Genomic DNA, 21,618 nt, shown 5'->3' with positions numbered 1-21,618 from the left:
GGGGGCCGTCTGCCGAGGCACGGCCGGCCGGCATCCGTGCGGGTGCAGGAAGACGTTCGGCGCGGCCCCGCTCGGCGAGTCAACGGGAATCTCCACAGGGGTGCCGTTGATCGGCTTGTCGCAGTGGTCGCAGATCACCATGCCGCTGCCTCCCCCGTCAGCCGGTAGCCGCCGGGGCCGAACGCCGCGGCGACCACGGCGGGATCGTTGAGCCGCCCGGTACCGTCCGGACTGCGCAGCCAGAACCGGCCTTCTGACTGGACACCGACAGGCGGGCAGCGAAGCACCCAGCCCGGTGGGTGCACCCGGAGCTGGCGCACGTCGTCCAACTCGTCAGCGGCGTCGATCGGGACGAGCCACCACAGCCGGTCTCCGTTCGGGTCGGCCAGGATGGGGCCGCGTTGGTCCTCGCGGATGCGGCTGGCCGGCCGCCACCCGGACGTGAGGCGGGACTCGGCGACGAGCCAGCGCCCGCCGGTCATCAGCGGTGCCAGACAGTCGGCGTCCCAGATGAGTTGCACAAGGTCGGGGCGGTCGGTGCAGTCGGCGAGCCACGCGTTCCCTGCCTGGTGCCGCCCGGCGAGAGTAGAAAGGGCCATGACCGGCAAGCTAGGGCGTGCAATTGCATGACCGGGCGGTGATTGCGCCTGATTGCGTGGGCTGTTGCGCAGGTTGGCCGGGATTGCTCAAGCGGAGTTGAGCGACGTCAGGGAGGCGCGAGCACGGCCGATGAGCTGGCGGGCCCGTGGCCCGGTCTCGGCGGACTCGGCGAGCCAGTCGAAGGCCCGCTCATACAGGGCGATGTCCTCGTCGCCGGTCAGCCACAGTTCCTCACTGATCGTCTCGACGATGACCAGGCGCCGGTCATAGATCCAGAAGCCGTGCGGCGGGCTACGGCGCAGCTGCGCCCCAAACGGCAGGATGCCCAGTTCGATACGCCGCTGCCCGACCAAGTTGTACAGGCGGTCCAGCTGCTCCGCCATCACGTCGACGGGGCACGGCCGGTGATACAGGGCGGCCTCGCACAGCAGGAACCGGAACGTCTTGCCCGGCGTGTACAGGGCCTCTTGGCGGCGCATGCGCGCCTCGACCGCGGCGTCCGTCGTCGGGGGGATCTGCCGGAAGTCGGCGAGCGCGTCGAACACGCAGCGGGCGTACTCCGGGGTCTGGAACAGGCCCGGGATGCGGGACACCTCGAGGCCGCGGATCAGCTTCGTGTCCTCAGTCTGCCGGACGGCTATCTCCTGCCGGCCGCGGTGCCCGCCCGCCAGAGAGCGGCGCCAGGACCGGTGCCGCTGCTTCATGTCCAGCGCGGCCAGCAGACCGTGCAGCTCACCCTCGACGTCGGGGCGTCCGACCGCGTGCGCCCAGGCGGTGAGGTCGTCGCGGCTCGGGGTCTGCTTCCCGGTCTGCAGCCGCGACACCTTCGACGTCTGCCAGCCCAGCGCGGCCGCGATCCCTTTGCCTTCCATGCCGGCCTCGACGCGCAGCTCCCGCAGGCGCGCGCCGAGGGCTTCCCGGGCGGTCTGGAAGTCGGTGCTCACACCAGTGAAGCTACCGCTTCGCGAAGACGCGCGCGGGCACAGCGTGATGCCAGGCGGCATCCCGTGCCTGGCAGGCGGCGACGACTTCGGCGGGGTCCTCGGTGACGTACACGCCGAGGGTGGTGTCGTCCTCGTCGAACGCGAACCGGGCCACGGTGCGGGAGTCGAACAGCCAGAAGTCGTAGTCGGGTAGCCGCAGCTGCTCGGCCTGGCCGCGGGTGAGGTGGCGGATGTCCTCCCCGGCGGCGACGTTGCCGGGTGCGCTGGCCATGAGGAACCGCTGCCCCTCGGTGGCGGGCTCGTCGACGATCCGCACCCGCTCGAACCGTTTCCCGGCCTCGACCTGCACGGCCACGTTCTGCCGCCAGGCGTTCGCCGGTTCGGCGGCGATGTCCTCGCCGGCCAGCCAGCGCTGCCACTTCTCGCTGCGCCGGTCGGAGGCGTAGCCGCAGCGGGTCTCCAGCCGCCAGGCGGTGTGCCGGAACTCGCGGAACAGGTGGGCGATGGACGAGAACGGGCGCAGCTCGGGGGCGGGGGTGCGCGGCGCGTACCGGGTCAGGAGACTGCGGGGCACCCGGACGAACGTCTCGGACGGCTTCACGTCCCGCAGCTGCACCAGGTGGCCGGGGTCGGTCTCGCGGTCGCCCTGGACAAGGATCTCGTCCGTCTCGGGCACCTCGTACAGGGTGGGGCAGTCGCCGTCGTCGCTGGTGGTGCCGAGGAACCTGAGCGTCATCGCATCCTCCGTCGCTGCTGGTCGGAGAACCAGGATGCGTGCAACTGCGCAAGCCCAACCGGGGATTGCAGCGGATTGCTCAACTGGTGGGCAGGGCCCTGGTTGCGCGCAACCCCTATCAACGCGGAAGGGCCCCCAGCCGAAGCGTGGGGCCCCGAAGCGTGAGACGGGCTACTGTCCTACTTATCGCCGTCGGTTTGTGCGTCGTCTATCTCGATCTGCAATGAAGCCTGCTGGCACTTGTACAGGTAGACATCCAGGTCGTCCAACGATCCGTGTGCTCGCTCGCCGAGCGATACGGCCAAGGCCGCGAGCGACAAGGAAAGGGTGCGGAGATCGTTGCTGGCCATCAGGTTGGTCATGGCTTCGCTGTCCTTCGCGAGAGCAGCACGCACGAAGGCATAGGGGGTGCTGGGGTGCAGATCGCCAGGGCCGAAGCCGGGCATTGGCATGTCTTCCGTCATCGAGTGTTCTCCTCGTTCTTGGTCCAGCCGATGAACTGCTGCCAGGCGTCGGGAGCGAACGGGACGCGGGCGCGCGCCCGGTCCTTCGTGTCCCGGACGAGGACGCCGGCCACGGGCCGTGCCCACTCCACACAGCTCCCGGAATCGGTGTAGGTCGACGTCCGCCAGATCAGGCCGTCTTCGTTCTGCGGCACAGAGTCCCCCTCGCTTCCTCGATCAGCTCCACCGACTCCCGCGGCGGCAGCGCCAGGCCGAGCAGCCGGTCCCATGCGGAAGCGTAGGCGGCCACGTCCACGGGCCGGGCGCTGATCTGTGAAGCCGTCAGGGATTCCGTGAACACGCCCCACCGGCCGGCCACCCGATAGAGGGTGAACGCGCCCAGCAGTCCGGGGTGGTCGTCCATGCCGCGGGGCAGTACGCGCACGGTCAGGGTGGGCTGTAGCGCGTCCAGAGCGAGGATGCGGTCCAACTGGTCGGCGAGGGTGTCTACGCCGCCCACAGGCCGGTACAGGGCAGACTGGTCGATGACAGCGGTGATGCGGCGCGCGCCCGGTCTGCCGACACGGTCGATGCGGGTGGTGCGGGCGGCGGCCCGCTCGTCGACGACCGGCAGCGGCAGGGCTGGCGCACCCGCGTGGATGGCCGCCGCGGCATAGCTGTACGACTGCAGCAAGCCCGGGACGAGCATGGGCTGCCACGCCTGCACCGTGTCCGCTGCGGCCTCGACGGCGGCAAGCCGGTCCACGTGCTCACCCAGCGTCTCGGCGGGCAGGTCGAAGATGGCGGTCACAAGGTCCTCTCAGGAGCGGGGGAGGGAGGCGTGGGAGGGCTCGGCAAGCGGGCCGTATCCGGGTACCGGGGCCACTTGCCGGACTGCCTCCCTTGCCTCCCTACGGGGGTGAATATGCAGGTCAAGCCGAGGGATGCACGCCGGGGAGGCGGTGAGGGAGAACTCCCTCATATGTCGTCGTCTCCCTCGTCATCGCTGTCTTCCGCAAGGCGTTCGAGGATGGCGTCCTGGACGCGGTCGCGGGCGACCACGGACTTGCCGCCGGACTTGTACTGCTCGGCGCCGTAGGGCTCCAGTGCGCGCTTCAGGTCGGCCGGTCCCCACTCCCGGTAGTGGTCCGGGTTGTGCTGGGCGAGCCGGTGCAGCACTTCCTGGGTGAGGACGCGCGGCTCGTCGCCGAGGACGGCGGCGACGTCGGCGAGCGGGTCGGCCGGCTGGAACGTCGGCTCGGCCGCGTGCTCGACACCGTCGCGCAGGCCCATCGCCCGCTCGACGACCGGGGTCACCTCGTCGATGCCCTTCTCCGGTTCCCGGGCCACGTAGTAAGCGCGGATCACCTCGAACGGCTTGTTGGTGAAGCCGACGGTCACGGCCGTGCCGACGTCCTGCCCAGGGATCAGCTCCGTCGCACGGATGCCGGCCTTGTAGCGGCCGGAGCCGAGTAGCCCGTCGTTGGCGACCTGGTCGCCGACCGCGAACGCCACACGGTGCGACGTGTTGCGGGTGACGTCCCGTGGAATGCTGTCCGCGGTCGGCGACACGGTGACCCAGACCAGGGTGATGCCGACCTTGCGGGCCTTCTTCATCACGCGGATGGCCAGCTCAGCGGCCTCTTTGCCGTACTCCTTGTGCATGAACAGTTCGTGGCACTCGTCGAAGACGACGACCCGGGGCCGCATCCGCGGGTCCTTCAGCGCGAGTTCACGCGTCAGCTTGGGCGACTCGCCGCCGAGTTCTTCGAGCAGCTTCCCGCGCTCGGTCACCTCGTTGGTCAGGCTGCGCAGACGATCCAGGGCGGCCTGCAGCTGCTCGTCGTCGTCGCCCTTGACCAGGGTCCGCAGTCGCGGCTTGAGCGGGTCGTAGTCGACGTTCGTCGCCATCACGTACACCTCTGCCTCGACGAGCGGGTCGAGGATCGCACCCAGCAGCAGCGCGACGACGATGGACGTCTTGCCCGAGCCCATGATGCCGCCGACGATCCAGTTCGAGGCCATCAGCTTCCCGATGATGGGTTCGCCGCGCTGCGACACGGCGACCGGGACGCCCCTGAAGTAGTCGGTGACGCCCTCGGTCAGCAGCGGCCACGGGTCGACCTTCCCGGACAGAGAACCCTGGTCGGCGACCCACAGGTCGAGGACGCCCGGCTCGGTGGGCGGTTCGGTCGGCCACACCTCGACGGGTTTGCGCAGCAGGTTGTGGGCCAGCACCTTCTTCTTCCCGTTGACCATCTCCACGGTGACGCCCTGCGGCAGCTGCAGCTTGGCGTGCCAGCCGTTCCCGGACCGCGTCGACGGCTGCACCCACCGCGGCTGCCAGCCTTCCTTGAACGCCTTGTTCAGCGGGGCCAGGCCCAGGTTCTGCAGGGCCTTCAAGATGGCGTTCTCGTCGGGCAGCGCGCCGGACGCCTCCGCGGTGTCGGCGGGCAGTGCCCAGGCGGGGGCGGTGTGCTGGTGTCGGCCGACCGCCCACAGCCCGGTCAGGGCCAGCCAGGGCAGTGCGGCAAGCAGCGGGTCCCAGACGACTCCGGCGATGAACGCGGCCCAGCTGACGAGCTTCAGCACCGCGTCCAGCGGGGCGAGGGCCTGGTGCACGTCGTGGTTGGCCCAGGCGAGCAGGATGCCCAGCATCAGCAGCAGTCCGGTACCGGCGACGGTGGCCGTGAACAGGGCTTTCGGGGCGTGCAGGGCCAGTTGCAGTAGCTCCATGCGCCGCTTCTGCCGGGCCTCGCGGAAGGCGCGGGCGCGCTGCTCCCACTCGCGGACGAGTTCTTCGTTCCCGCCGGCCTCCGCGATCCGCATCATGCGTTCGTGGCGGGCCGCGGTGCGCCCGTCCCACGCCCGGCGGGCGACGATGCGGGTACCGCCCCACATGTAGGAGCCGTGCCGGACGGCGAGCCGGTACGCGGGGTTGGTGCGGGTCTCGACGACGACACGGCGCAGGTGGTCGATGCGGATACGGCGCCGCGGGGCGGCCTGCTTCTCAGGTGATCCCCTGAAAAGGGTGGGAGCTGACTCCGCCCCTTTCTCGGTGGTCGCCTCGGGGGCGAACTTCAGCAGGGACACCTGCGGGTTGACGTGCCCGTTTACCCGCTCGGGGGCTGTCTCGGTCATGCTGGGGATTCCTTCTCTCTGCGGAGGGACAGGTGGCCCGGGGCGGCCGGCGCTTTGGTCGGTGGACGGCCGCCCCGGGGCGTAGCTACTGGCCCTGCTTGCGGCGGCGGGCGCCGTCCTCGATGCGTTCGACGCGCCGCTTCAGGTCGCTGATGTCGACGGTGGGTCCGGCCATGCCGCGCTTGGCCATGCGGGCGACGAGCAGGCCGATGCGGGCCTTCTCTCCGGCGGTGAAGTCGCTGCTGGTGAGGTCGTTGGCGGCCATGGGTCAGGCCTCCGTGGTGTCGTCGGCGTCCTCCGCGTCGCGGGCGAGGCTGGCGGCCCTCTGCAAGGCGGCGTCGGCCATGGTCAGACGCTGGTCACGGTTCATGGTTCCTCCTCGGTAGGGCCGGGCTGTCCGGCCCTACCGCCCGACTGAGTGACGGCAGGTCACTCAGTGGGACGGAAGGGCAGGTCAGCGGTGGAGACCGAGGCGGCAGAGGACGGTGCGGACCTCGGCGGGGCTGGTCTTCATGCCGGCGTTGACGGCGACCCAGACGACGTCTGCCGGGCGGACGCGGCCGTGGTCGCGGAGCATCTGCCGGGCGATGCGGCCGATGCGGGTACGGCGCTCACAGATGGCATGGGAACGAACGCTCATGACGGGACTCCTTGCAGGTCAGGGGGTTACTTGCCGTTGCGGTAGTCGCGCCACATGGCGCGCAGGACGAGCAGGCATGCGGTCGAGCAGGTCGCTCCGATAGCGACGGCGATCGAGGCGATGGCAAAGGCGAAGGCCAGGGCGCAGGCGACGCAGCCGCCGATGATCGCGAGGCCGCCGATGGTCCACCACTTCTTTGCGTCGAACGTTGAGTGGTTGTGGTCGCAGCCGGCGGACTGCTGGGTCTGCGCTTGGGCGGACTTTGCGAGGTCTAGGGCGGCCATGGCCACGGCCAGGACGTCGGTGTTGCTGGAGGCCTCGCGGACCGCAGCCTCCGCCTTGTCGAGTGCGTCGCTCATCGGGTCCGCCTCCCGATCACGGGCAGGTGCGGGCGGGCTACGGCACCGAGGGCGAACGCGAGCAGTGCGGGCCGGCCGACAATCCAGGCGGCGACGGTGCCGGTCAGGTCGAGTGCCTGCGGCACGGCGAGCAGCAGGCCGAGCAGGGCACCGAGGATGACCCACCTCATGACCGCTCACCTCCGACGACTTCACGGCGCAGGTCGGTCGCTTCTCGACGCGACAGGCCGAGGGCATCCTGAAGCGTCTTGATGGTCACCGGCCGGTTCGATGACCTGACCGCCTCCCGGTTCAGCCTGCGGGCCTCACGGCGCAGTTCGGACGGGGTACGGATGATCGTCTCGGTGACCATCTGCCGTGTCGCCTCGGCGGGTACCGCCGTGGTCATCTTGAGGCTTAGGTCGGAGGCTTTCGTCGCACTCCAAAACGTCCCCGACTCCAGTGCGGGCACCGGCGGGATGACCGCCTGGCTGACCGTCCAGCGCGGCGGGTGCGGGTACTTCGGGGCGTCCTTCCACATGGACGTGAGAGGTCCGGCGGCGTGGTCGAGCCGGAAGCGTTCGGCGGGCTCGGGACGGGAAACGATCGGCAGCAGCCGGATGCCGGGCGGGGCGACGAGGGGGAAGGGGTAGTCGTGCCGGACGGGTACGGACGCGGGCGCGTCCTCCGACGCCTGCGGGGTGTCCTGCCACGGCGAGTCGAGGTCGATGGTGGCCAGCGATGCGGCGTGCCGGCGGGCGGCAAGCAGGTCGAGCAGCTTGGTCCGCTGCTCCTCGCTCGCACCGGCCTGCGCCTTGCCGACCGCGACGGACAGCCGGCGGGAGACCCGGGCACGGCCGCGGGCGCCAGGTTCCATGTCGGCGAGCTTGGCGGCCAAGCCCACGGCCTTCACGGTCCACCGGTCGCGGGTGATCTGCTCGGCGGTGCGGTCGCGGGTGGCGAGGCCGAGGTAGGACAGCAGGCGCTCGCGCAGCTCCCGGGCGAGTAGGGCCGGGAGGCTGCTGGAGTCGGCGCCGGGCTTGGCGTGCCGCAGCTCGATGCCCATCGCCAGGTGCCACAGCAGGGCGGCGAGGACAGGGCCGACGACGGCACGGACGGTGCCGCCGACGACGCCGGACTCGGAGTAGGCGGGGATGACCTGCACGCCGGTGATTCCCCAGACCAGCAGGCCCGGGGTGCCGGGCGCTCCCTGGGAGCGCAGGTTCTGCCGGGCCATCAGGGCGCAGGCGAACAGGGCCAGCTCGGCGGCACCGAACATCGCGGCGCGCTCGCCGGCCGATGCCATGCCGAGGTAGTCGGCGGCGAACCGCCAGGACGTGTCGGCGCTGTACGCGGTGCACGCCATCGCGGCGAGCGAGGCGACGACGACGGCGGCCGGGGCGCGACCGGCGGCCTTGCGGCCAGCTCGGGCCAGCAGGACCGCGGCGGCGAGCAGCAGGGCGCAGCCGAGTGCGGTCGGTACGGGGTGGGTCTGGGCCCACTCGGTTGGGGTGTTCACCGCTGTGCTTCCTCTCGGAATCCGGCGTACTGGCCGGGCGGGTGGACGTAGTTGGTCAGGGCACCCTCGGCGGCCACTGCGGCGACGCCGAGGACGGAGATGACGGCGGCCGTCGTGCTGTGGCCCTGCTGCGAGGCGGCACGGGCGAGCATCGAGGCGGTCTGGGTGGCGCGGCGCGCGGAGGCGGGCGAGCCGTCGGCCGTGTTCATGGCGCTGTACAGGGCGTCCCGGGCACGGTCGCGGAGGCTCATTCCCCCACCACCTGGGCGGCCCGCACCACGCGGTGCGAGGCGAGGCACATGCCCTCCCGGTCGCGGCGGTCGACGGCTTCGACCAGAGCGGCCATCAAGGCGGGCACGGAGGGAAGGGGCGGGGTCGACCGGCACGCCGCGCGCAGGGCGGCGTGCTCGGTCGGCCGGGGGATCGGCCAACGGGCGGTCACTGCTCGCCGCCTTCCAGCAGCCGCAGCTGCTCGGCCAGGTCGTGCAGCGGACCCGCCACGAACGCGGTGAGCGCGGCACCGAACTCGGCGAGCTGCGCCGCATCGAACTCGTGCCACTCGTCCAGGGCGACCACCGCGACCGGCGCTGTGCTGGACTGCTCGGCGAACGGCCGCTGGTACAGGAACACGTCCAGCACCTCGACCTCGCCGTGGCAGGCCGTGTCCGCCTTCAGACGGATCGGCTGCCCGCGGTGCTCGATGTCCGCCCGGTAGCCCTCCGTGGGGTGGACGCCCAGGCACCAGGCCGGCTCGTACACCGTCACGTCGCCGTGGTCGATGGTCGTCACGGTCACCGTGCGGGCGGCCAGCAGCCGGGCCACCTCGGGGAAGTGACGGTCCACGAACCGGCGGGCCTTCTCGTCCTCGCTCACGCGGCACCGCCACGGGCGGTGTGCCAGTCGATCAGGGCACGGCGGGTCTGCGACTCCCGCAGCACCTGCGGCACGTCCGGCAGGACCCGCAGCTCCATCGCGCCCGGCTCCCCGTACAGGGCGAGGACCGCCTTACGGCCGATGTCCTCCGTCTCCACCACCGTGATCCCGAACACGCGGATCAGGTACGGCAGGGGCAGCGACGCCAGGTCGGTGCGGGTCAACGACGCCCACGGCGTCAGGTCCCCGCGGTGGTCGGCGGCGTGGTCGGCGGCCTGCGCCTCGGCCAGCTTGTCGGACAGGTCCATCAGCAGCCGCAGGTGGGCCTGAACCTTGCGGATCTCGTTGTCGACTTCGACCGCGCTGGTCAGCGCGATCCCCAGGCCCGTGCTGCCCTCGGGGACCAGCTCGACGTAGGGGCGGGAGTCGTCCGTGGCGAACGGCCACTGCACCAGGCGGGCCTGCAGAACGCTGTGGTCGCGACCCTCCTGCTGGTACTCCAGGGCGACCACGTCGCCGTCGTGTGACAGGTCGCCGGGCTCGACGAGACCGGTCGCCACGTCGCTGGTGTGGTCGGCGGTGCACCAGCCGGGGCAGGTCACCGTGATCGTCCCGCCCGTCTTCAGCGGGTAGGTGATCGTGCGCGGCTCGGCCGCCGGCTGCTTGGGCTCGGTGAACGTGGCGGGGATGGTCGTCTTGGTCATGGCACGGTCTCCGATCAGGCGGCGAGGGCGAAGGCGGCGATGCGGTCGGCGGCGGCCACGAACGCGGCCTTGCGCGGGCGGTACGCGGCGAGCAGCTGGGAGACCTGGGCGAGCGTCCAGTGGTGGACGGTGCGGGTCTGGCGGGCGCGTCCGCCGTTCACGGTGCGGCGGGTCCGGGCCGTGGCCGCGGGGGCGACACCGAGGCGCTTCGCGACGGAGCGGAGGCCGGAGGCGATACCGGCGGCGGTGTCGCGGTCGACGCCGGCCGCGATCGCGACCGTGGCGAAGGAGCGGGGCCGGCGCTTCACCGAGGCGACCAGGCGGGTCGCGGCGGCACGGCGGCGGAGGATCGAGCGGAGCGTGCGGCGCTGAGCGCGGCGCTCCCTGGGCATGGCAGACTTCTGCACAGCGGTTCTCCCTGTTGCTGCAGGTGATCCGTCAGGCCCTCGGTCGGTGTTGCTGCACCTTCCGGGGGCTGCTTTCGTGGCTACAAAGCTAGCCGCTCTTGTTGCTACAAAGCAACCCGCTCGGCGAAGAATCTTGTAGCAACAAGCCGTCGTCCATGTTCTTGCTGGTTGTGGCCACAAGCCAGTACCCTCCGGGCATGACGCCCGAGCCCAGCCACGACGACAAGTACGACGTACCCCGCAGATTCCGAGCCCCTGATGACGAGTGGTTCCCCTTCGGTGACGCCACTCGCGCCGCTCACTCAGAAGCCGGCCGGAGCCCTCGCGCTCAGGTGCTCCGGGAGTTCATGCGCTGGTACATGCGCCGACCGGGCGCCAAGCTGCCCGAGCGACCGCCGGCCGGGCCCTGGTCGCAGCCGACGAAGGACGCTGCGCCGACCGATTGAAGACGCGACGCCCCCCAGCTACTCGGCTGGGGGGCTTTCTGTGCTCTGAACAGCGGGATTCCTTAGGTCGGCTCCTACACGTCGGCGACCGCCGCTTCGCCGACCTCCGGCCACTGGTCAGGCCATGAACGTCCGTCCGGCCACCACAGAACCCCTCGCCCCGCCCCACCCCCGCGCGCAGGTGCACGCCGTCTCCGGAAACCGGCTCGGCGCGGCCCACCCCCGGCAGAAAGGACCGACCGACTTACGGCTCGTCCCCCCGGCGCTCGCGGCATGGGCGACGGCGGCCCTGGCGCTGGGCGCCCCCGCCGGATGGGTGACGGGCTTCACGGCCGTGTGCCTGACCGCTGCCGCCGCGCTCCTGCTCGCCGGCCGGAGGCGGAGACGAGGAAGCCGCACGAGCGCCTGGGCGCGTACGACCGCGGCCGCCGTGCTGCTCGGCGCGTCGGCGGCCGCCGCGTCCGCCGGATTGCACGGGGCGGACGTACGGCGCGGCCCGGTGCCCGCGCTGGCACGGCAGTTCGCCACCGTGACCGCCGAGGTGGAGCTGACCGCGGACCCCCGGCTCACCCGCCCCCGGGTCAGCGGCGACCACATGGCACCCGTCTCGGTGCTGATCCAGGCCGAGGTGCAGCGCGTCGAGGGCCCGGGCACGACGGGCGCCGCGGCGACCCGCACGCCGGTGCTGATCCTGGTCAACACGAACGCGCGCACGGGAGGGAAGGCCGACGCGGAGCGCGGCTCACCCTGGCTGGCCCTGCTGCCGACCACCCGGCTGAGGGTCACGGCACGGCTGTCACCGCCTCTGACGGGCGGTGACGAGATCGCGGCGGTACTGCGGGTCCGGGACCGGGCGGCGCCCGAGGTGATCGGGGAACCGTCCGCGGTCCAGCGACTGGCCGGGCGGCTGAGAACCGGACTGCGCACAGCGACCGACAGGCTTCCGGCGGACGCGCGGGCGCTGCTGCCGGGGCTGGTGGTCGGAGACACCTCGCGGATCACGCCCGAACTGGACGAGGCCTTCGAGGACACGGATCTCGCGCACACCCTGGCGGTCTCCGGGAGCAACCTCACGATCCTGCTGGCCCTGCTCGTCGGCCCGCCCGGCCTGGCCCAGCGGGTCGAGCGCCGCGGCCTGGCCCCGAGACTCGGCATGACGCTGCGGACCACCGCGATGGCGGGCGGCGTGCTCACGTTGGGGTTCGTCGTGGTGTGCCGGCCCGACCCGAGTGTGCTGCGGGCCGCGGCCTGCGGAGCCGTCGCCCTGCTGGCCCTGGCGACCGGCCGCCGCAGATCGCTGCTCCCGGCCCTGGCGACGGCGGTCCTGCTGCTGGTGCTCTACGACCCGTGGCTGGCCCGCAGTTACGGCTTCCTGCTGTCGGTGCTGGCGACCGGAGCGCTGCTCACGCTCGCGCCCCGCTGGAGTGAGGCGCTGCGACGACGCCGGGTGCCCGCCCGCCTGGCCGAGGCACTGGCCGCGGCCGCCGCGGCGCAGGCGGTGTGCGCTCCGGTCATCGTCCTGCTGTCGGCCCGGGTGAGCCTGGTCGCGGTGCCGTGCAACCTGCTGGCGGAGATCGCGGTCGCCCCCGCCACGGTGCTGGGTTTCGCGGCCCTGGTGACGGCGCCGTTCGCCATGCCGGCGGCCAAGGCGCTGGCCTGGTGCGCGGGTTGGCCCACGGGGTGGCTGGCAAAGGTGGCCCGGACCGGGGCGTCGCTGCCCGGCGGGGCGGTGGGCTGGCCGGGCGGCTGGACGGGCGCACTGCTGCTGGCCGTGCTCACGGCGCTCCTCGTCCTGCTGGGCGGACGACTGCTGAGACACCCCTGGCTCTGCGGCGTCTGTGGGGCGCTGCTCCTGCTGGTGGTGCTGCAACCGCCGCCCCTGACCCGGGTGGTGACGGGCTGGCCGCCGCCGGGCTGGCGGTTCGCGATGTGCGACGTGGGCCAGGGTGACGCGACGGTGCTCGCGGCGGGCCGGGGCGCCGGTGTGGTGGTCGACGCGGGCCCCGACCCGGAGCCGGTGGACCGCTGCCTGCGCACCCTGGGCATCACCAGGATCCCGCTCCTGGTGCTGACCCACTTCCACGCGGACCATGTGGCCGGCCTGCCGGGGGTGCTGCGGGGGCGTTCGGTGGGCGCGATCGAGACGACCGGGTTCGAGGAGCCCGCGGACCAGGCGGAGTTCGTCCACAGGGAGGCGACGAGGCACGGCATCCCGCTCGTCACGGCCGTGGCGGGGGAGGAGAGACGGCTCGGCGACCTGACCTGGCGGGTCCTGTGGCCCCCACCGGCCCCGCCCTCACCTCCGGACGGCCCGAACGACGCCAGCGTCGCCCTGCTGGTGCGGTCGGGCGCTCTGCGCCTGCTGCTCCTGGGCGACCTCGAACCCCCGTCCCAGCAGGCCCTGCTGCACTCGCCGGCCGCGGCGAGCCTGACCCACGTGGACGTCCTGAAGGTCGCCCACCACGGCTCGGCGTACCAGGAACCGGACCTGCTCCACCTGACGGCCCCCCGCCTGGCCCTCATCTCCTGCGGACCGGACAACCCCTACGGTCACCCCGCGCCCCGCACGGTCACGGCCCTGCGCGCCCAGGGCGCGGCAGTGCTCCGCACGGACCAGGACGGCCCGATCGCGGTGACGGGAGAGGGGAGGGAACTGCGGGCGGTGGCACCGGGTTGAGCAACGGCCCTCGCGTGGTGGCCCGCTCCACGCTGACCATGCTCGAACACCCGGCCCGCTGGACGAACCCCGCCCCACGGCCCGTGCGTGAGACTGGCCTCATGGAATCCGCTGAGATCGACGCCTATCTTCGCCGTATCGGGGCCGAGCGGCCCGACTCGCCCACCGGTTCCGCGTTGCGGGAGCTGCATGTGCGGCATCTTCGGGCCGTGCCCTTCGAGAACCTGTCGATCCACCTCGGTGAGGAGATCGTGCTGGCGGAGGGGCCGCTGGTGGAGAAGGTGGTGGGGGCGCGGCGGGGCGGGTTCTGCTACGAACTCAACGGCGCCTTCGGCGCGTTGCTCACCGCGCTCGGGTTCGAGGTGACCGTGCTGGCCGCGCGGGTGCACGGGGAGGCGGGGCGGCTCGGGATCCCGTACGACCACATGGCGCTGCGGGTGCGTACGGCCGACGGTGGCGACTGGCTGGCCGACGTGGGGTTCGGGGCGCACAGCCACTTCCCGCTGGCCTTCGGGGAGCGGGGGGAACAGGACGATCCCGGGGGGACGTTCGCCATCGACGAGGTCCAGGGCGTGGGGCGCGCGGACGGGGCCTCCGTCGAGGACCTCGATGTCCTCCGCGACGGTACGCCGCAGTACCGGCTGGAGACGCGGCCCCGGGTGCTGCGGGACTTCGTCGCCGGGGCCTGGTGGCACCGCACCTCTCCCGACTCGCACTTCACGCAGTCCCTGGTGTGTTCCCGGCTCACCGAGGACGGCGGGCGGATCACGCTCAGCGGGCGCACCCTGACCACGACCGGGGCCGACGGGGTCCGCGACGTGCGGCAACTGGCTGCGGACGACGACGTGCTCCCGGTCTACCGGGAGAGCTTCGGCATTCGCCTCGATCGGGTGCCGGCGGTGCGCGAGCGGGATGTCAGCGGGTGATTCGTGGCACACGCCTCCAGCCGTGCCCGTCCCGCGCAGTCCCAGCAGATGCGCTGGATTCCCTCGATGGGACCTGATGCACCCTGTGTTTCCCCGAAAACCTCATAGATGATCGAATGCGTCATTGACGACAGTTGTCCTCACGTGGTGCAGAAGGTGCGTAGATGAGCGGCTGCTTGTGCGGGAGCCGAGCGAAGCGCGTGCGACGGACGGGTCCTCTGGAGGAGGTGCCCACGCCGTCGGACGCCGGGGCGCTGAGCCGCCGGGTGCTCGATCCGGTCGGCCGGCCCGTGCCGCAGGCGGAGTTCACCGTCACCGACACCGCCGGTCGCCAGGTGGTCGGCGGCTGGACGGACCGCCTACGGGTCCTGCGTCGCGACCGTGCCCGAGGGGAGTACCGGCTCGCCGTGTCCGCCGGGGGATGCGCGCCCCACCGGGCCGCCGCCACCGTCGCACGCTCACCGCGCTCGGCGACATGACGCTCCGGTAGGGGCGCCTGCGCCCGTACCGGACAATGACTCGCGTGAGTGATGTGAGACATGTGCTGGTGCTGCCCGACCGCGACGCCGCGGAGGAGGTGGCCGAGGCGCTGGGGGAGCGGTTCGGCATCGACGAGGAGCCCCGGCTCGTACGCGACGCGCTGGCCGGGGAGGACGACGCAGAGGACGCCCAGTGGCTCGTCGTCCTCAGCGACGAGGAGGAACGGCTCGATCCCGGCGAGCTGGACGAGTTCGCGGCCCGGTGGGACGGCTGGTGGGAGGAGCCTTAGCCCACCGCGCGGCCGGGAGCCCGTCGGGCCGGGAGCCCGCACGGCTCGACGTCCCGTAGCCCGTACGGCACCGCCCGCCGCCCGTGCGGCCCGCGGCCCCGTGGCGACCGCGGCCCCCGTTGTCAGTGGCCCGTGGGATGCTGGACGCGATGGCCAGGAAGACTGCGAACGACGACCCTCTCGCCCCGGTGACGCTTGCCGTGGGCCAGGAGGACCTGCTGCTCGACCGTGCCGTGCAGGAGGTGGTGGCCGCCGCCCGCGCCGCCGACGCCGACACGGACGTACGCGACCTCACCTCCGACCAGTTGCAGCCCGGCACCCTCGCCGAGCTGACCAGCCCGTCGCTCTTCGCCGAGCGCAAGGTCGTCGTCGTGCGCAACGCGCAGGACCTCTCGGCCGACACGGTCAAGGACGTCAAGGCGTATCTCGGCGCGCCCGCCGAGGAGATCACCCTCGTGCTGCTGCACGCGGGCGGCGCCAAGGGCAAGGGGCTGCTGGACGCCGCGCGCAAGGCGGGGGCGCGGGAGGTGGCCTGCCCGAAGATGACGAAGCCGGCCGACCGGCTCGCCTTCGTGCGCGGCGAGTTCCGCGCGCTGGGGCGTTCGGCGACGCCCGAGGCCTGCCAGGCGCTGGTCGACGCGATCGGCAGCGATCTGCGCGAGCTGGCGTCGGCGGTGTCGCAGCTGGTCGCCGACGTGGAGGGCACGATCGACGAGGCCGTCGTCGGCCGGTACTACACCGGCCGCGCCGAGGCCTCCAGCTTCACCGTCGCCGACCGGGCCGTCGAGGGACGGGCCGCTGAGGCCCTGGAGGCGCTGCGCTGGTCGCTCGCCACGGGCGTCGCGCCGGTGCTGATCACCAGCGCGCTGGCGCAGGGCGTACGGGCCATCGGGAAGCTCTCCTCCGCGCGCGGCGGCCGGCCCGCCGATCTCGCCCGTGAGCTGGGCATGCCGCCCTGGAAGATCGACCGGGTCCGCCAGCAGATGCGCGGCTGGACGCCGGACGGGGTCGCCGTGGCGCTGCGCGCGGTCGCCGAGGCGGACGCGGGCGTGAAGGGCGGCGGCGACGACCCGGAGTACGCCCTGGAGAAGGCCGTGGTGACCATCGCCCGCGCGGCGCGGTCGCGGGGGCGCGGCTAGCCGGCGCCGGGGTACGCCGTTGCGTGCGGCCCCCGCACCGACCGGGGACGGGCGCCGGCCGACGCCGGGGCGCGCCGCTCCCGCGCACGCCTCCGCACCGCCCGGAGCCCGTCCCCGCACCGCCCGGAGCCCGTCCCCGCACGCCTCCGCAGCGCCCGGAGCCCGGTGGTGCCGGGCGGCGTTCACAGCGGCCGGAGCGGGCGTCAGCCGTCGGCCGGCCGGTGCCGCGGCCGGGACACGGCGTGCGTACAGGCCGAAGGCCCCGGCGGTCTCCCTGGGGAAGGGACGGCTGCCGGGGCCTTCGGTTCACGCTGCTTGGACCCGTGCCCGCGTGGCGAACGCAGGCCGCGCACAGGTCCGGGGTGCCGGTCGGGGGCGGATGAGAGAGGGCCCGCCCGGGTCCGCCCGGCTCAAGTCGGGAAACTCAGCCCTTGAGGGACGAGACCTTCGAAGCAAGCGCCGACTTCTTGTTGGCGGCCTGGTTCTTGTGGATGACGCCCTTCGAGACGGCCTTGTCGAGCTGGCGCGCGGCGGCGCGCTGGTACTCGGTGGCCTTCTCGACGTCACCCGCGGCAGCGGCCTCGCGGGCCTTGCGGATCGCGGTCTTCAGGGAGGACTTGACGGCCTTGTTGCGCAGCCGGGCCTTCTCGTTGGTCTTGATCCGCTTGATCTGGGACTTGATGTTCGCCACGAATGAGCCTTCTCAGGTTCTGGCACGGGGCCGCGACGGTCCCGTAACCGGTGATTTCTTGAGGTGTGCCTCCTGCGGAGAGGGCATGAGACACAGCGCCCCACACTACCAGCGGCCCGTTCCCCGCCCAAAACCGCCCGCCTGCCGCCCGCCGGCGGGCCCCGGGCCGCGCCCAGCCGCCCCTCGGTCACCCGCCGGGACCACGGCCCCCGGCGGCAGCCGCCCCCACCCGAACCGCGCTCCCCGCCGGACATGGGACCATGGAGACTACGTATAGATCCGACCCGAGACCGCAGACGGACAAGCACACGTGTGCGGACGCCTCAAGAATCAGGACCCTGCGTGCCCGCGACCCCTAGCCATGTGCCCGAGCCGAGCCGTACCGACCCGGCGCTGATCCGCAACTTCTGCATCATCGCGCACATCGACCACGGCAAGTCCACGCTCGCCGACCGGATGCTCCAGCTGACCGGGGTGGTCGAGCAGCGGCAGATGCGCGCTCAGTACCTCGACCGCATGGACATCGAGCGCGAGCGCGGCATCACGATCAAGTCCCAGGCGGTGCGACTGCCGTGGGCTCCCACCCACGACAAGAGCAACACGCACATCCTCAACATGATCGACACCCCGGGGCACGTCGACTTCACCTACGAGGTCTCCCGGTCGCTGGCCGCCTGCGAGGGCACCGTCCTCCTGGTCGACGCGGCCCAGGGCATCGAGGCGCAGACCCTCGCCAACCTCTACCTGGCGATGGAGAACGACCTCACGATCATCCCGGTCCTGAACAAGATCGACCTGCCGGCCGCCCAGCCGGAGAAGTTCGCCGAGGAGCTGGCCAACCTCATCGGCTGCGACCCCGCCGAGGTGCTGAAGGTCTCCGCCAAGACCGGCCTCGGCGTCGAGGCGCTGCTCGACCGGGTGGTCGAGAAGATCCCCGCACCGGTCGGCGTCGCCGACGCCCCCGCCCGGGCGATGATCTTCGACTCGGTCTACGACTCCTACCGGGGCGTCGTGACGTACGTCCGGGTGGTCGACGGCCAGCTCAACAAGCGCGAGCGCATCAAGATGATGTCCACCGGCGCCACCCACGAGCTGCTGGAGATCGGCACCAACTCGCCCGAGATGCTGCCGGCCGAGGGCCTCGGCGTCGGCGAGGTGGGCTACCTCATCACCGGCGTGAAGGACGTCCGCCAGTCCAAGGTCGGCGACACCGTCACCAGCCAGGCCAAGGGCGCCACGGAGGCCCTCGGCGGCTACAAGGACCCGAAGCCCATGGTCTTCTCGGGCCTGTACCCGCTGGACGGCTCGGACTACCCGGAGCTGCGCGAGGCGCTGGACAAGCTCCAGCTCAACGACGCCGCGCTGGTCTACGAGCCGGAGACCTCCGCCGCCCTCGGCTTCGGCTTCCGCGTGGGCTTCCTCGGCCTGCTGCACCTGGACGTGATCCGGGAGCGGCTGGAGCGCGAGTTCGGCCTCGACCTGATCGCCACCGCGCCCAACGTGGTCTACCGCGTGATCATGGAGGACGGCGCCGAGATCACGGTCACCAACCCGAGCGAGTTCCCCGAGGGCAAGATCGCCGAGGTGTACGAGCCGGTCGTGCGTGCCACGATCCTCGCGCCCACCGAGTTCATCGGCGCGATCATGGAGCTGTGCCAGACCCGGCGCGGCACCCTGCTCGGCATGGACTACCTCTCCGAGGACCGGGTCGAGATCCGCTACACGCTGCCGCTGGCGGAGATCGTCTTCGACTTCTTCGACCAGCTGAAGTCCAAGACCCGCGGCTACGCCTCCCTGGACTACGAGCCCACCGGCGAGCAGTCCAGCTCCCTGGTCAAGGTCGACATCCTGCTGCACGGCGACAAGGTGGACGCCTTCTCGGCGATCACCCACAAGGACCAGGCGTACGCGTACGGCGTGCGGCTCGTCGCCAAGCTCAAGGAGCTGATCCCGCGGCAGAACTTCGAGGTGCCCGTCCAGGCCGCCATCGGGTCGCGCGTGATCGCCCGCGAGACCATCCGCGCCATCCGCAAGGACGTCCTCGCCAAGTGCTACGGCGGCGACATCTCCCGTAAGCGCAAGCTGCTGGAGAAGCAGAAGGAGGGCAAGAAGCGCATGAAGATGGTGGGTTCCGTGGAAGTTCCGCAGGAGGCCTTCATCGCGGTGCTCTCCAGCGACGACAGCGCGAGTTCGGCCAAGAGCAAGAAGTGACCGCCCGCCCGACGCCGGCGGCGCGGCAAAGCGGGTGAAAAGGGGGCCTGTCGCACGCGAGTGCGGCGGGCCCCCGCGTGTGTGCGGGGCGGTGCTTCGTGGGAAATGACAGGCCACAGCCCCTTACGCGGTGGCCGGTCGCGCTTTACCCTGATGCCTGCTCGCTAGTTACTCGCGAGTTAAACAGTGGCCCGGTCAACCGCCCGGGCCGGCACTCCGAACCACCACCCGAATCCCCCCGCACCACCCGAGAGTCACCCCAGCCGTACTTGAGCCAGCCGCTAGCCAGCCGCGATGCCGCGGGCCCGGAGGATGTCGTGAGCGACGCACAGACCCTGATCGAGAATCGTCCGCCGTCGGTGGCGGCCCTCTTCCTGGAGCGTGTGGCGGCCACACCGGACGCCGAGGCCTACCGCTACCCCGTCCCGTCGGCGGCGGGCGAGGGCCCCGACGACTGGAAGTCGCTGACCTGGGCCGAGGCCGCCGAGCGCGTCCACGCCGTCGCCGCCGGACTGATCGAGCTGGGCGTCCACCCCGAGGAGCGGGTCGCGCTCGCCGCCTCCACGCGCGTGGAGTGGGTCCTCGCCGACCTCGGCATCATGTGCGCGGGCGCCGCCACCACGACGATCTACCCGCAGACCAACGCCGACGAGTCCGCCTTCATCCTCGCCGACTCCGAGAGCAAGGTGCTCATCGCGGAGAACGCCGGCCAGCTGGCCAAGGCGGTCGAGAAGCGCGCCGAGCTGCCCGACCTGCACCACGTCATCGTGATCGACCCCGCGGGCGTGGAGAGCGGCGACTGGGTGCTCACCCTCGCCGAGCTGGAGGCGCGCGGCGCCGCCTACCTGGAGAAGCACCCCGAGCTGATCAAGGAGCGGGTCGGCGCGATCACCAAGGACCAGCTCGCCACCCTGATCTACACCTCCGGCACCACCGGCCGTCCCAAGGGCGTGCGCCTCCCGCACGACAACTGGTCGTACATGGCCAAGGCGATCGCCGCCACCGGCCTGCTCGGCCCGGAGGACGTGCAGTACCTGTGGCTGCCGCTCGCCCACGTCTTCGGCAAGGTCCTGACCTCCGGCCAGATCGAGCTCGGGCACATCACCGCCGTGGACGGCCGCGTCGACAAGATCATCGAGAACCTGCCGGTCGTCCAGCCCACCTACATGGCCGCCGTGCCGCGCATCTTCGAGAAGGTCTACAACGGCGTCGCCGCCAAGGCCCGCGCCGGCGGCAACGCCAAGTACAAGATCTTCCAGTGGGCCGCCGAGGTCGCCCGCGAGTACGCCAAGGTCACCCAGGACAACTTCCAGCGCACCGGCGTCCACTCGGCCCCCTTCGGTCTGGCCGCCAAGCACAAGGTCGCCGACGCCCTCGTCTACTCCAAGATCCGCGAGGCCTTCGGCGGCCGGCTGCGCGCCTGCGTCTCCGGCAGCGCCGCGCTCGCCCCCGAGATCGGCTACTTCTTCGCCGGCGCCGGCATCCACGTCCTGGAGGGCTACGGCCTCACCGAGTCCTCCGCGGCCTCCTTCGTCAACCCCGGCGAGGCCTACCGCACCGGCACCGTCGGCAAGCCGCTGCCCGGCACCGAGGTCCGCATCGCCGACGACGGCGAGATCCTGCTGCGCGGCCCCGGCATCATGCAGGGCTACCACAAGCTGCCCGAGAAGACCGACGAGGTGCTGGAGTCCGACGGCTGGTTCCACACCGGCGACATCGGCGAGCTGTCCCCGGACGGCTACCTGCGCATCACCGACCGCAAGAAGGACCTGATCAAGACGTCCGGCGGCAAGTACATCGCGCCTGCCGAGGTCGAGGGCCAGTTCAAGGCGGTGTGTCCGTACGTCTCCAACATCCTCGTGCACGGCGCCGACCGGAACTTCTGCACCGCCCTGATCGCCCTGGACGAACTCGCGATCGAGGAGTGGGCCAAGGAGAACGGCCTGGAGGGCAAGCCGTACGCCGAGATCGTGGCCGCGCCGCGGACCGTCGAGATGGTCGAGGGCTACGTCAAGCAGCTCAACGAGGGCCTGCAGCGCTGGCAGACGATCAAGAAGTTCCGGCTGCTGCCGCGCGACCTCGACGTCGAGCACGGCGAGATCACGCCGAGTCTGAAACTGAAGCGGCCCGTGGTGGAGCGGGAGTACAAGCATCTGATCGACGAGATGTACGCGGGGACGCGGGAGGCGTGACGCTCCGCCGGGGTGCGGGGGAGCCCGGGCGCGGTTCGGTTCCCGGCCGCGGGTCGTGGTCGGCCGGGCGCGCGGTTCCCCGCGTCCCTCGGCGGCTGCCCGTGGGCGGAGGCGCCCCTTGACCTGGATCCCCTCCGGACGCGTACCCGTACCGGTCCTGTCCGCCTCTGAGTGGTGCTAGCACAGTTCGCGTGAAAAACGGGTCACTTCGGTGACTCCATG

The 21,618-nt window shown here is 71.8% G+C and carries 24 protein-coding genes; 7 read left to right on the top strand and 17 right to left on the bottom strand.

Annotated elements, in window-relative coordinates; genetic code table 11:
• Nucleotides 1-134: 134 nt before the first annotated feature.
• From AB0N63_RS07660 to AB0N63_RS07585, 16 genes are all read right to left on the bottom strand, one after another.
• Nucleotides 135-599 (bottom strand): hypothetical protein, encoded by a 465-nt coding sequence (locus tag AB0N63_RS07660; protein ID WP_365525485.1) that lies wholly within the window; start codon nucleotides 597-599, stop codon nucleotides 135-137.
• Nucleotides 600-686: 87 nt separating this feature from the next.
• The gene (locus tag AB0N63_RS07655) at nucleotides 687-1,544 is read right to left on the bottom strand and encodes a helix-turn-helix transcriptional regulator (RefSeq protein WP_365525482.1); all 858 of its coding nucleotides are present in this window, start codon (nucleotides 1,542-1,544) and stop codon (nucleotides 687-689) included.
• 10 nt (nucleotides 1,545-1,554) lie between these two features.
• A complete protein-coding gene (locus tag AB0N63_RS07650; RefSeq protein WP_365525480.1) occupies nucleotides 1,555-2,280 on the bottom strand; it encodes a DUF6879 family protein in 726 nt (241 codons plus the stop codon).
• Nucleotides 2,281-2,459: 179 nt separating this feature from the next.
• Nucleotides 2,460-2,744: a hypothetical protein gene (locus tag AB0N63_RS07645; protein ID WP_365525477.1), complete on the bottom strand. Its 285-nt coding sequence runs from the start codon at nucleotides 2,742-2,744 to the stop codon at nucleotides 2,460-2,462.
• Nucleotides 2,741-2,938, bottom strand: a complete 198-nt coding sequence (locus AB0N63_RS07640; RefSeq protein WP_365525475.1) for a DUF397 domain-containing protein — start codon at nucleotides 2,936-2,938, stop codon at nucleotides 2,741-2,743. Before AB0N63_RS07640 ends, AB0N63_RS07645 begins: the two co-directional genes overlap by 4 nt.
• Nucleotides 2,914-3,534 (bottom strand): DUF5753 domain-containing protein, encoded by a 621-nt coding sequence (locus AB0N63_RS07635; protein ID WP_365525472.1) that lies wholly within the window; start codon nucleotides 3,532-3,534, stop codon nucleotides 2,914-2,916. The genes AB0N63_RS07640 and AB0N63_RS07635 overlap by 25 nt, the downstream gene beginning before the upstream one ends.
• A gap of 167 nt (nucleotides 3,535-3,701) precedes the next feature.
• On the bottom strand, nucleotides 3,702-5,864 hold the full coding sequence (locus AB0N63_RS07630; protein WP_365525470.1) for a zonular occludens toxin domain-containing protein: 2,163 nt from the start codon (nucleotides 5,862-5,864) through the stop codon (nucleotides 3,702-3,704).
• Nucleotides 5,865-5,949: 85 nt separating this feature from the next.
• Nucleotides 5,950-6,129 (bottom strand): DUF6257 family protein, encoded by a 180-nt coding sequence (locus AB0N63_RS07625; protein WP_365525468.1) that lies wholly within the window; start codon nucleotides 6,127-6,129, stop codon nucleotides 5,950-5,952.
• Nucleotides 6,130-6,318: 189 nt separating this feature from the next.
• Nucleotides 6,319-6,504 (bottom strand): hypothetical protein, encoded by a 186-nt coding sequence (locus tag AB0N63_RS07620; protein WP_365525466.1) that lies wholly within the window; start codon nucleotides 6,502-6,504, stop codon nucleotides 6,319-6,321.
• 26 nt (nucleotides 6,505-6,530) lie between these two features.
• Nucleotides 6,531-6,863 (bottom strand): hypothetical protein, encoded by a 333-nt coding sequence (locus AB0N63_RS07615; RefSeq protein WP_365525464.1) that lies wholly within the window; start codon nucleotides 6,861-6,863, stop codon nucleotides 6,531-6,533.
• A complete protein-coding gene (locus AB0N63_RS07610; RefSeq protein ID WP_365525462.1) occupies nucleotides 6,860-7,033 on the bottom strand; it encodes a hypothetical protein in 174 nt (57 codons plus the stop codon). Before AB0N63_RS07610 ends, AB0N63_RS07615 begins: the two co-directional genes overlap by 4 nt.
• Complete coding sequence (locus AB0N63_RS07605; RefSeq protein ID WP_365525460.1) at nucleotides 7,030-8,361, bottom strand: hypothetical protein; 1,332 nt, start codon at nucleotides 8,359-8,361, stop codon at nucleotides 7,030-7,032. The genes AB0N63_RS07610 and AB0N63_RS07605 overlap by 4 nt, the downstream gene beginning before the upstream one ends.
• Complete coding sequence (locus AB0N63_RS07600; protein ID WP_365525457.1) at nucleotides 8,358-8,612, bottom strand: hypothetical protein; 255 nt, start codon at nucleotides 8,610-8,612, stop codon at nucleotides 8,358-8,360. Before AB0N63_RS07600 ends, AB0N63_RS07605 begins: the two co-directional genes overlap by 4 nt.
• 187 nt (nucleotides 8,613-8,799) lie before the next feature.
• Nucleotides 8,800-9,234 carry a hypothetical protein gene (locus tag AB0N63_RS07595; RefSeq protein ID WP_365525454.1) on the bottom strand — a complete coding sequence of 145 codons (435 nt, stop codon included), beginning with the start codon at nucleotides 9,232-9,234 and terminating at the stop codon, nucleotides 8,800-8,802.
• On the bottom strand, nucleotides 9,231-9,938 hold the full coding sequence (locus AB0N63_RS07590) for a hypothetical protein (protein WP_365525452.1): 708 nt from the start codon (nucleotides 9,936-9,938) through the stop codon (nucleotides 9,231-9,233). Before AB0N63_RS07590 ends, AB0N63_RS07595 begins: the two co-directional genes overlap by 4 nt.
• Before the next feature lie 14 nt (nucleotides 9,939-9,952).
• On the bottom strand, nucleotides 9,953-10,330 hold the full coding sequence (locus AB0N63_RS07585; RefSeq protein ID WP_365525449.1) for a hypothetical protein: 378 nt from the start codon (nucleotides 10,328-10,330) through the stop codon (nucleotides 9,953-9,955).
• A gap of 585 nt (nucleotides 10,331-10,915) precedes the next feature.
• On the opposite strand from AB0N63_RS07585, the gene AB0N63_RS07580 reads away from it, so the two are divergent.
• The 5 genes from AB0N63_RS07580 to holA all read left to right on the top strand — a co-directional run bounded on the left by AB0N63_RS07580 (nucleotide 10,916) and on the right by holA (nucleotide 16,302).
• Nucleotides 10,916-13,468: a ComEC/Rec2 family competence protein gene (locus tag AB0N63_RS07580; protein WP_365525446.1), complete on the top strand. Its 2,553-nt coding sequence runs from the start codon at nucleotides 10,916-10,918 to the stop codon at nucleotides 13,466-13,468.
• 101 nt (nucleotides 13,469-13,569) lie between these two features.
• On the top strand, nucleotides 13,570-14,394 hold the full coding sequence (locus tag AB0N63_RS07575; RefSeq protein WP_365525444.1) for an arylamine N-acetyltransferase: 825 nt from the start codon (nucleotides 13,570-13,572) through the stop codon (nucleotides 14,392-14,394).
• Between the two features lie 227 nt (nucleotides 14,395-14,621).
• Nucleotides 14,622-14,873: a hypothetical protein gene (locus tag AB0N63_RS07570; protein WP_365525441.1), complete on the top strand. Its 252-nt coding sequence runs from the start codon at nucleotides 14,622-14,624 to the stop codon at nucleotides 14,871-14,873.
• Between the two features lie 44 nt (nucleotides 14,874-14,917).
• Complete coding sequence (locus AB0N63_RS07565) at nucleotides 14,918-15,163, top strand: hypothetical protein (protein WP_365525439.1); 246 nt, start codon at nucleotides 14,918-14,920, stop codon at nucleotides 15,161-15,163.
• 149 nt (nucleotides 15,164-15,312) lie between these two features.
• Nucleotides 15,313-16,302, top strand: coding sequence for a DNA polymerase III subunit delta (gene holA / locus AB0N63_RS07560; RefSeq protein WP_365525436.1), 990 nt, complete (start codon nucleotides 15,313-15,315; stop codon nucleotides 16,300-16,302).
• 424 nt (nucleotides 16,303-16,726) lie between these two features.
• Here holA and rpsT read toward each other — a convergent pair whose 3' ends face one another.
• On the bottom strand, nucleotides 16,727-16,993 hold the full coding sequence (rpsT, locus tag AB0N63_RS07555) for a 30S ribosomal protein S20 (RefSeq protein ID WP_161299463.1): 267 nt from the start codon (nucleotides 16,991-16,993) through the stop codon (nucleotides 16,727-16,729).
• A 342-nt stretch (nucleotides 16,994-17,335) separates the two neighbouring features.
• On the opposite strand from rpsT, the gene lepA reads away from it, so the two are divergent.
• Together lepA and AB0N63_RS07545 are read left to right on the top strand one after the other, a co-directional pair.
• The gene (gene lepA, locus AB0N63_RS07550) at nucleotides 17,336-19,204 is read left to right on the top strand and encodes a translation elongation factor 4 (protein WP_365525433.1); all 1,869 of its coding nucleotides are present in this window, start codon (nucleotides 17,336-17,338) and stop codon (nucleotides 19,202-19,204) included.
• A gap of 317 nt (nucleotides 19,205-19,521) precedes the next feature.
• The gene (locus tag AB0N63_RS07545; protein ID WP_365525431.1) at nucleotides 19,522-21,396 is read left to right on the top strand and encodes an AMP-dependent synthetase/ligase; all 1,875 of its coding nucleotides are present in this window, start codon (nucleotides 19,522-19,524) and stop codon (nucleotides 21,394-21,396) included.
• Nucleotides 21,397-21,618 lie beyond the last annotated feature (222 nt).

The sequence above is a fragment of the Streptomyces sp. NPDC093260 genome (assembly GCF_040683715.1).
GTDB lineage: Bacteria > Actinomycetota > Actinomycetes > Streptomycetales > Streptomycetaceae > Streptomyces > Streptomyces sennicomposti.
Note: the sequence above shows the minus strand (reverse complement) of the source record. Positions and strands in the feature narration are given on the sequence as shown.

Coding starts and splice junctions, on each gene's coding strand:
- AB0N63_RS07660 (WP_365525485.1), bottom strand. CDS start 599: ATGGCCCTTTCTACTCTCGCCGGGCGGCACCAGGCAGGGAACGCGTGG.
- AB0N63_RS07650 (WP_365525480.1), bottom strand. CDS start 2,280: ATGACGCTCAGGTTCCTCGGCACCACCAGCGACGACGGCGACTGCCCC.
- AB0N63_RS07645 (WP_365525477.1), bottom strand. CDS start 2,744: ATGACGGAAGACATGCCAATGCCCGGCTTCGGCCCTGGCGATCTGCAC.
- AB0N63_RS07630 (WP_365525470.1), bottom strand. CDS start 5,864: ATGACCGAGACAGCCCCCGAGCGGGTAAACGGGCACGTCAACCCGCAG.
- AB0N63_RS07625 (WP_365525468.1), bottom strand. CDS start 6,129: ATGGCCGCCAACGACCTCACCAGCAGCGACTTCACCGCCGGAGAGAAG.
- AB0N63_RS07620 (WP_365525466.1), bottom strand. CDS start 6,504: ATGAGCGTTCGTTCCCATGCCATCTGTGAGCGCCGTACCCGCATCGGC.
- AB0N63_RS07615 (WP_365525464.1), bottom strand. CDS start 6,863: ATGAGCGACGCACTCGACAAGGCGGAGGCTGCGGTCCGCGAGGCCTCC.
- AB0N63_RS07610 (WP_365525462.1), bottom strand. CDS start 7,033: ATGAGGTGGGTCATCCTCGGTGCCCTGCTCGGCCTGCTGCTCGCCGTG.
- AB0N63_RS07600 (WP_365525457.1), bottom strand. CDS start 8,612: ATGAGCCTCCGCGACCGTGCCCGGGACGCCCTGTACAGCGCCATGAAC.
- AB0N63_RS07590 (WP_365525452.1), bottom strand. CDS start 9,938: ATGACCAAGACGACCATCCCCGCCACGTTCACCGAGCCCAAGCAGCCG.
- AB0N63_RS07585 (WP_365525449.1), bottom strand. CDS start 10,330: ATGCCCAGGGAGCGCCGCGCTCAGCGCCGCACGCTCCGCTCGATCCTC.
- AB0N63_RS07580 (WP_365525446.1), top strand. CDS start 10,916: ATGAACGTCCGTCCGGCCACCACAGAACCCCTCGCCCCGCCCCACCCC.
- AB0N63_RS07575 (WP_365525444.1), top strand. CDS start 13,570: ATGGAATCCGCTGAGATCGACGCCTATCTTCGCCGTATCGGGGCCGAG.
- holA (WP_365525436.1), top strand. CDS start 15,313: ATGGCCAGGAAGACTGCGAACGACGACCCTCTCGCCCCGGTGACGCTT.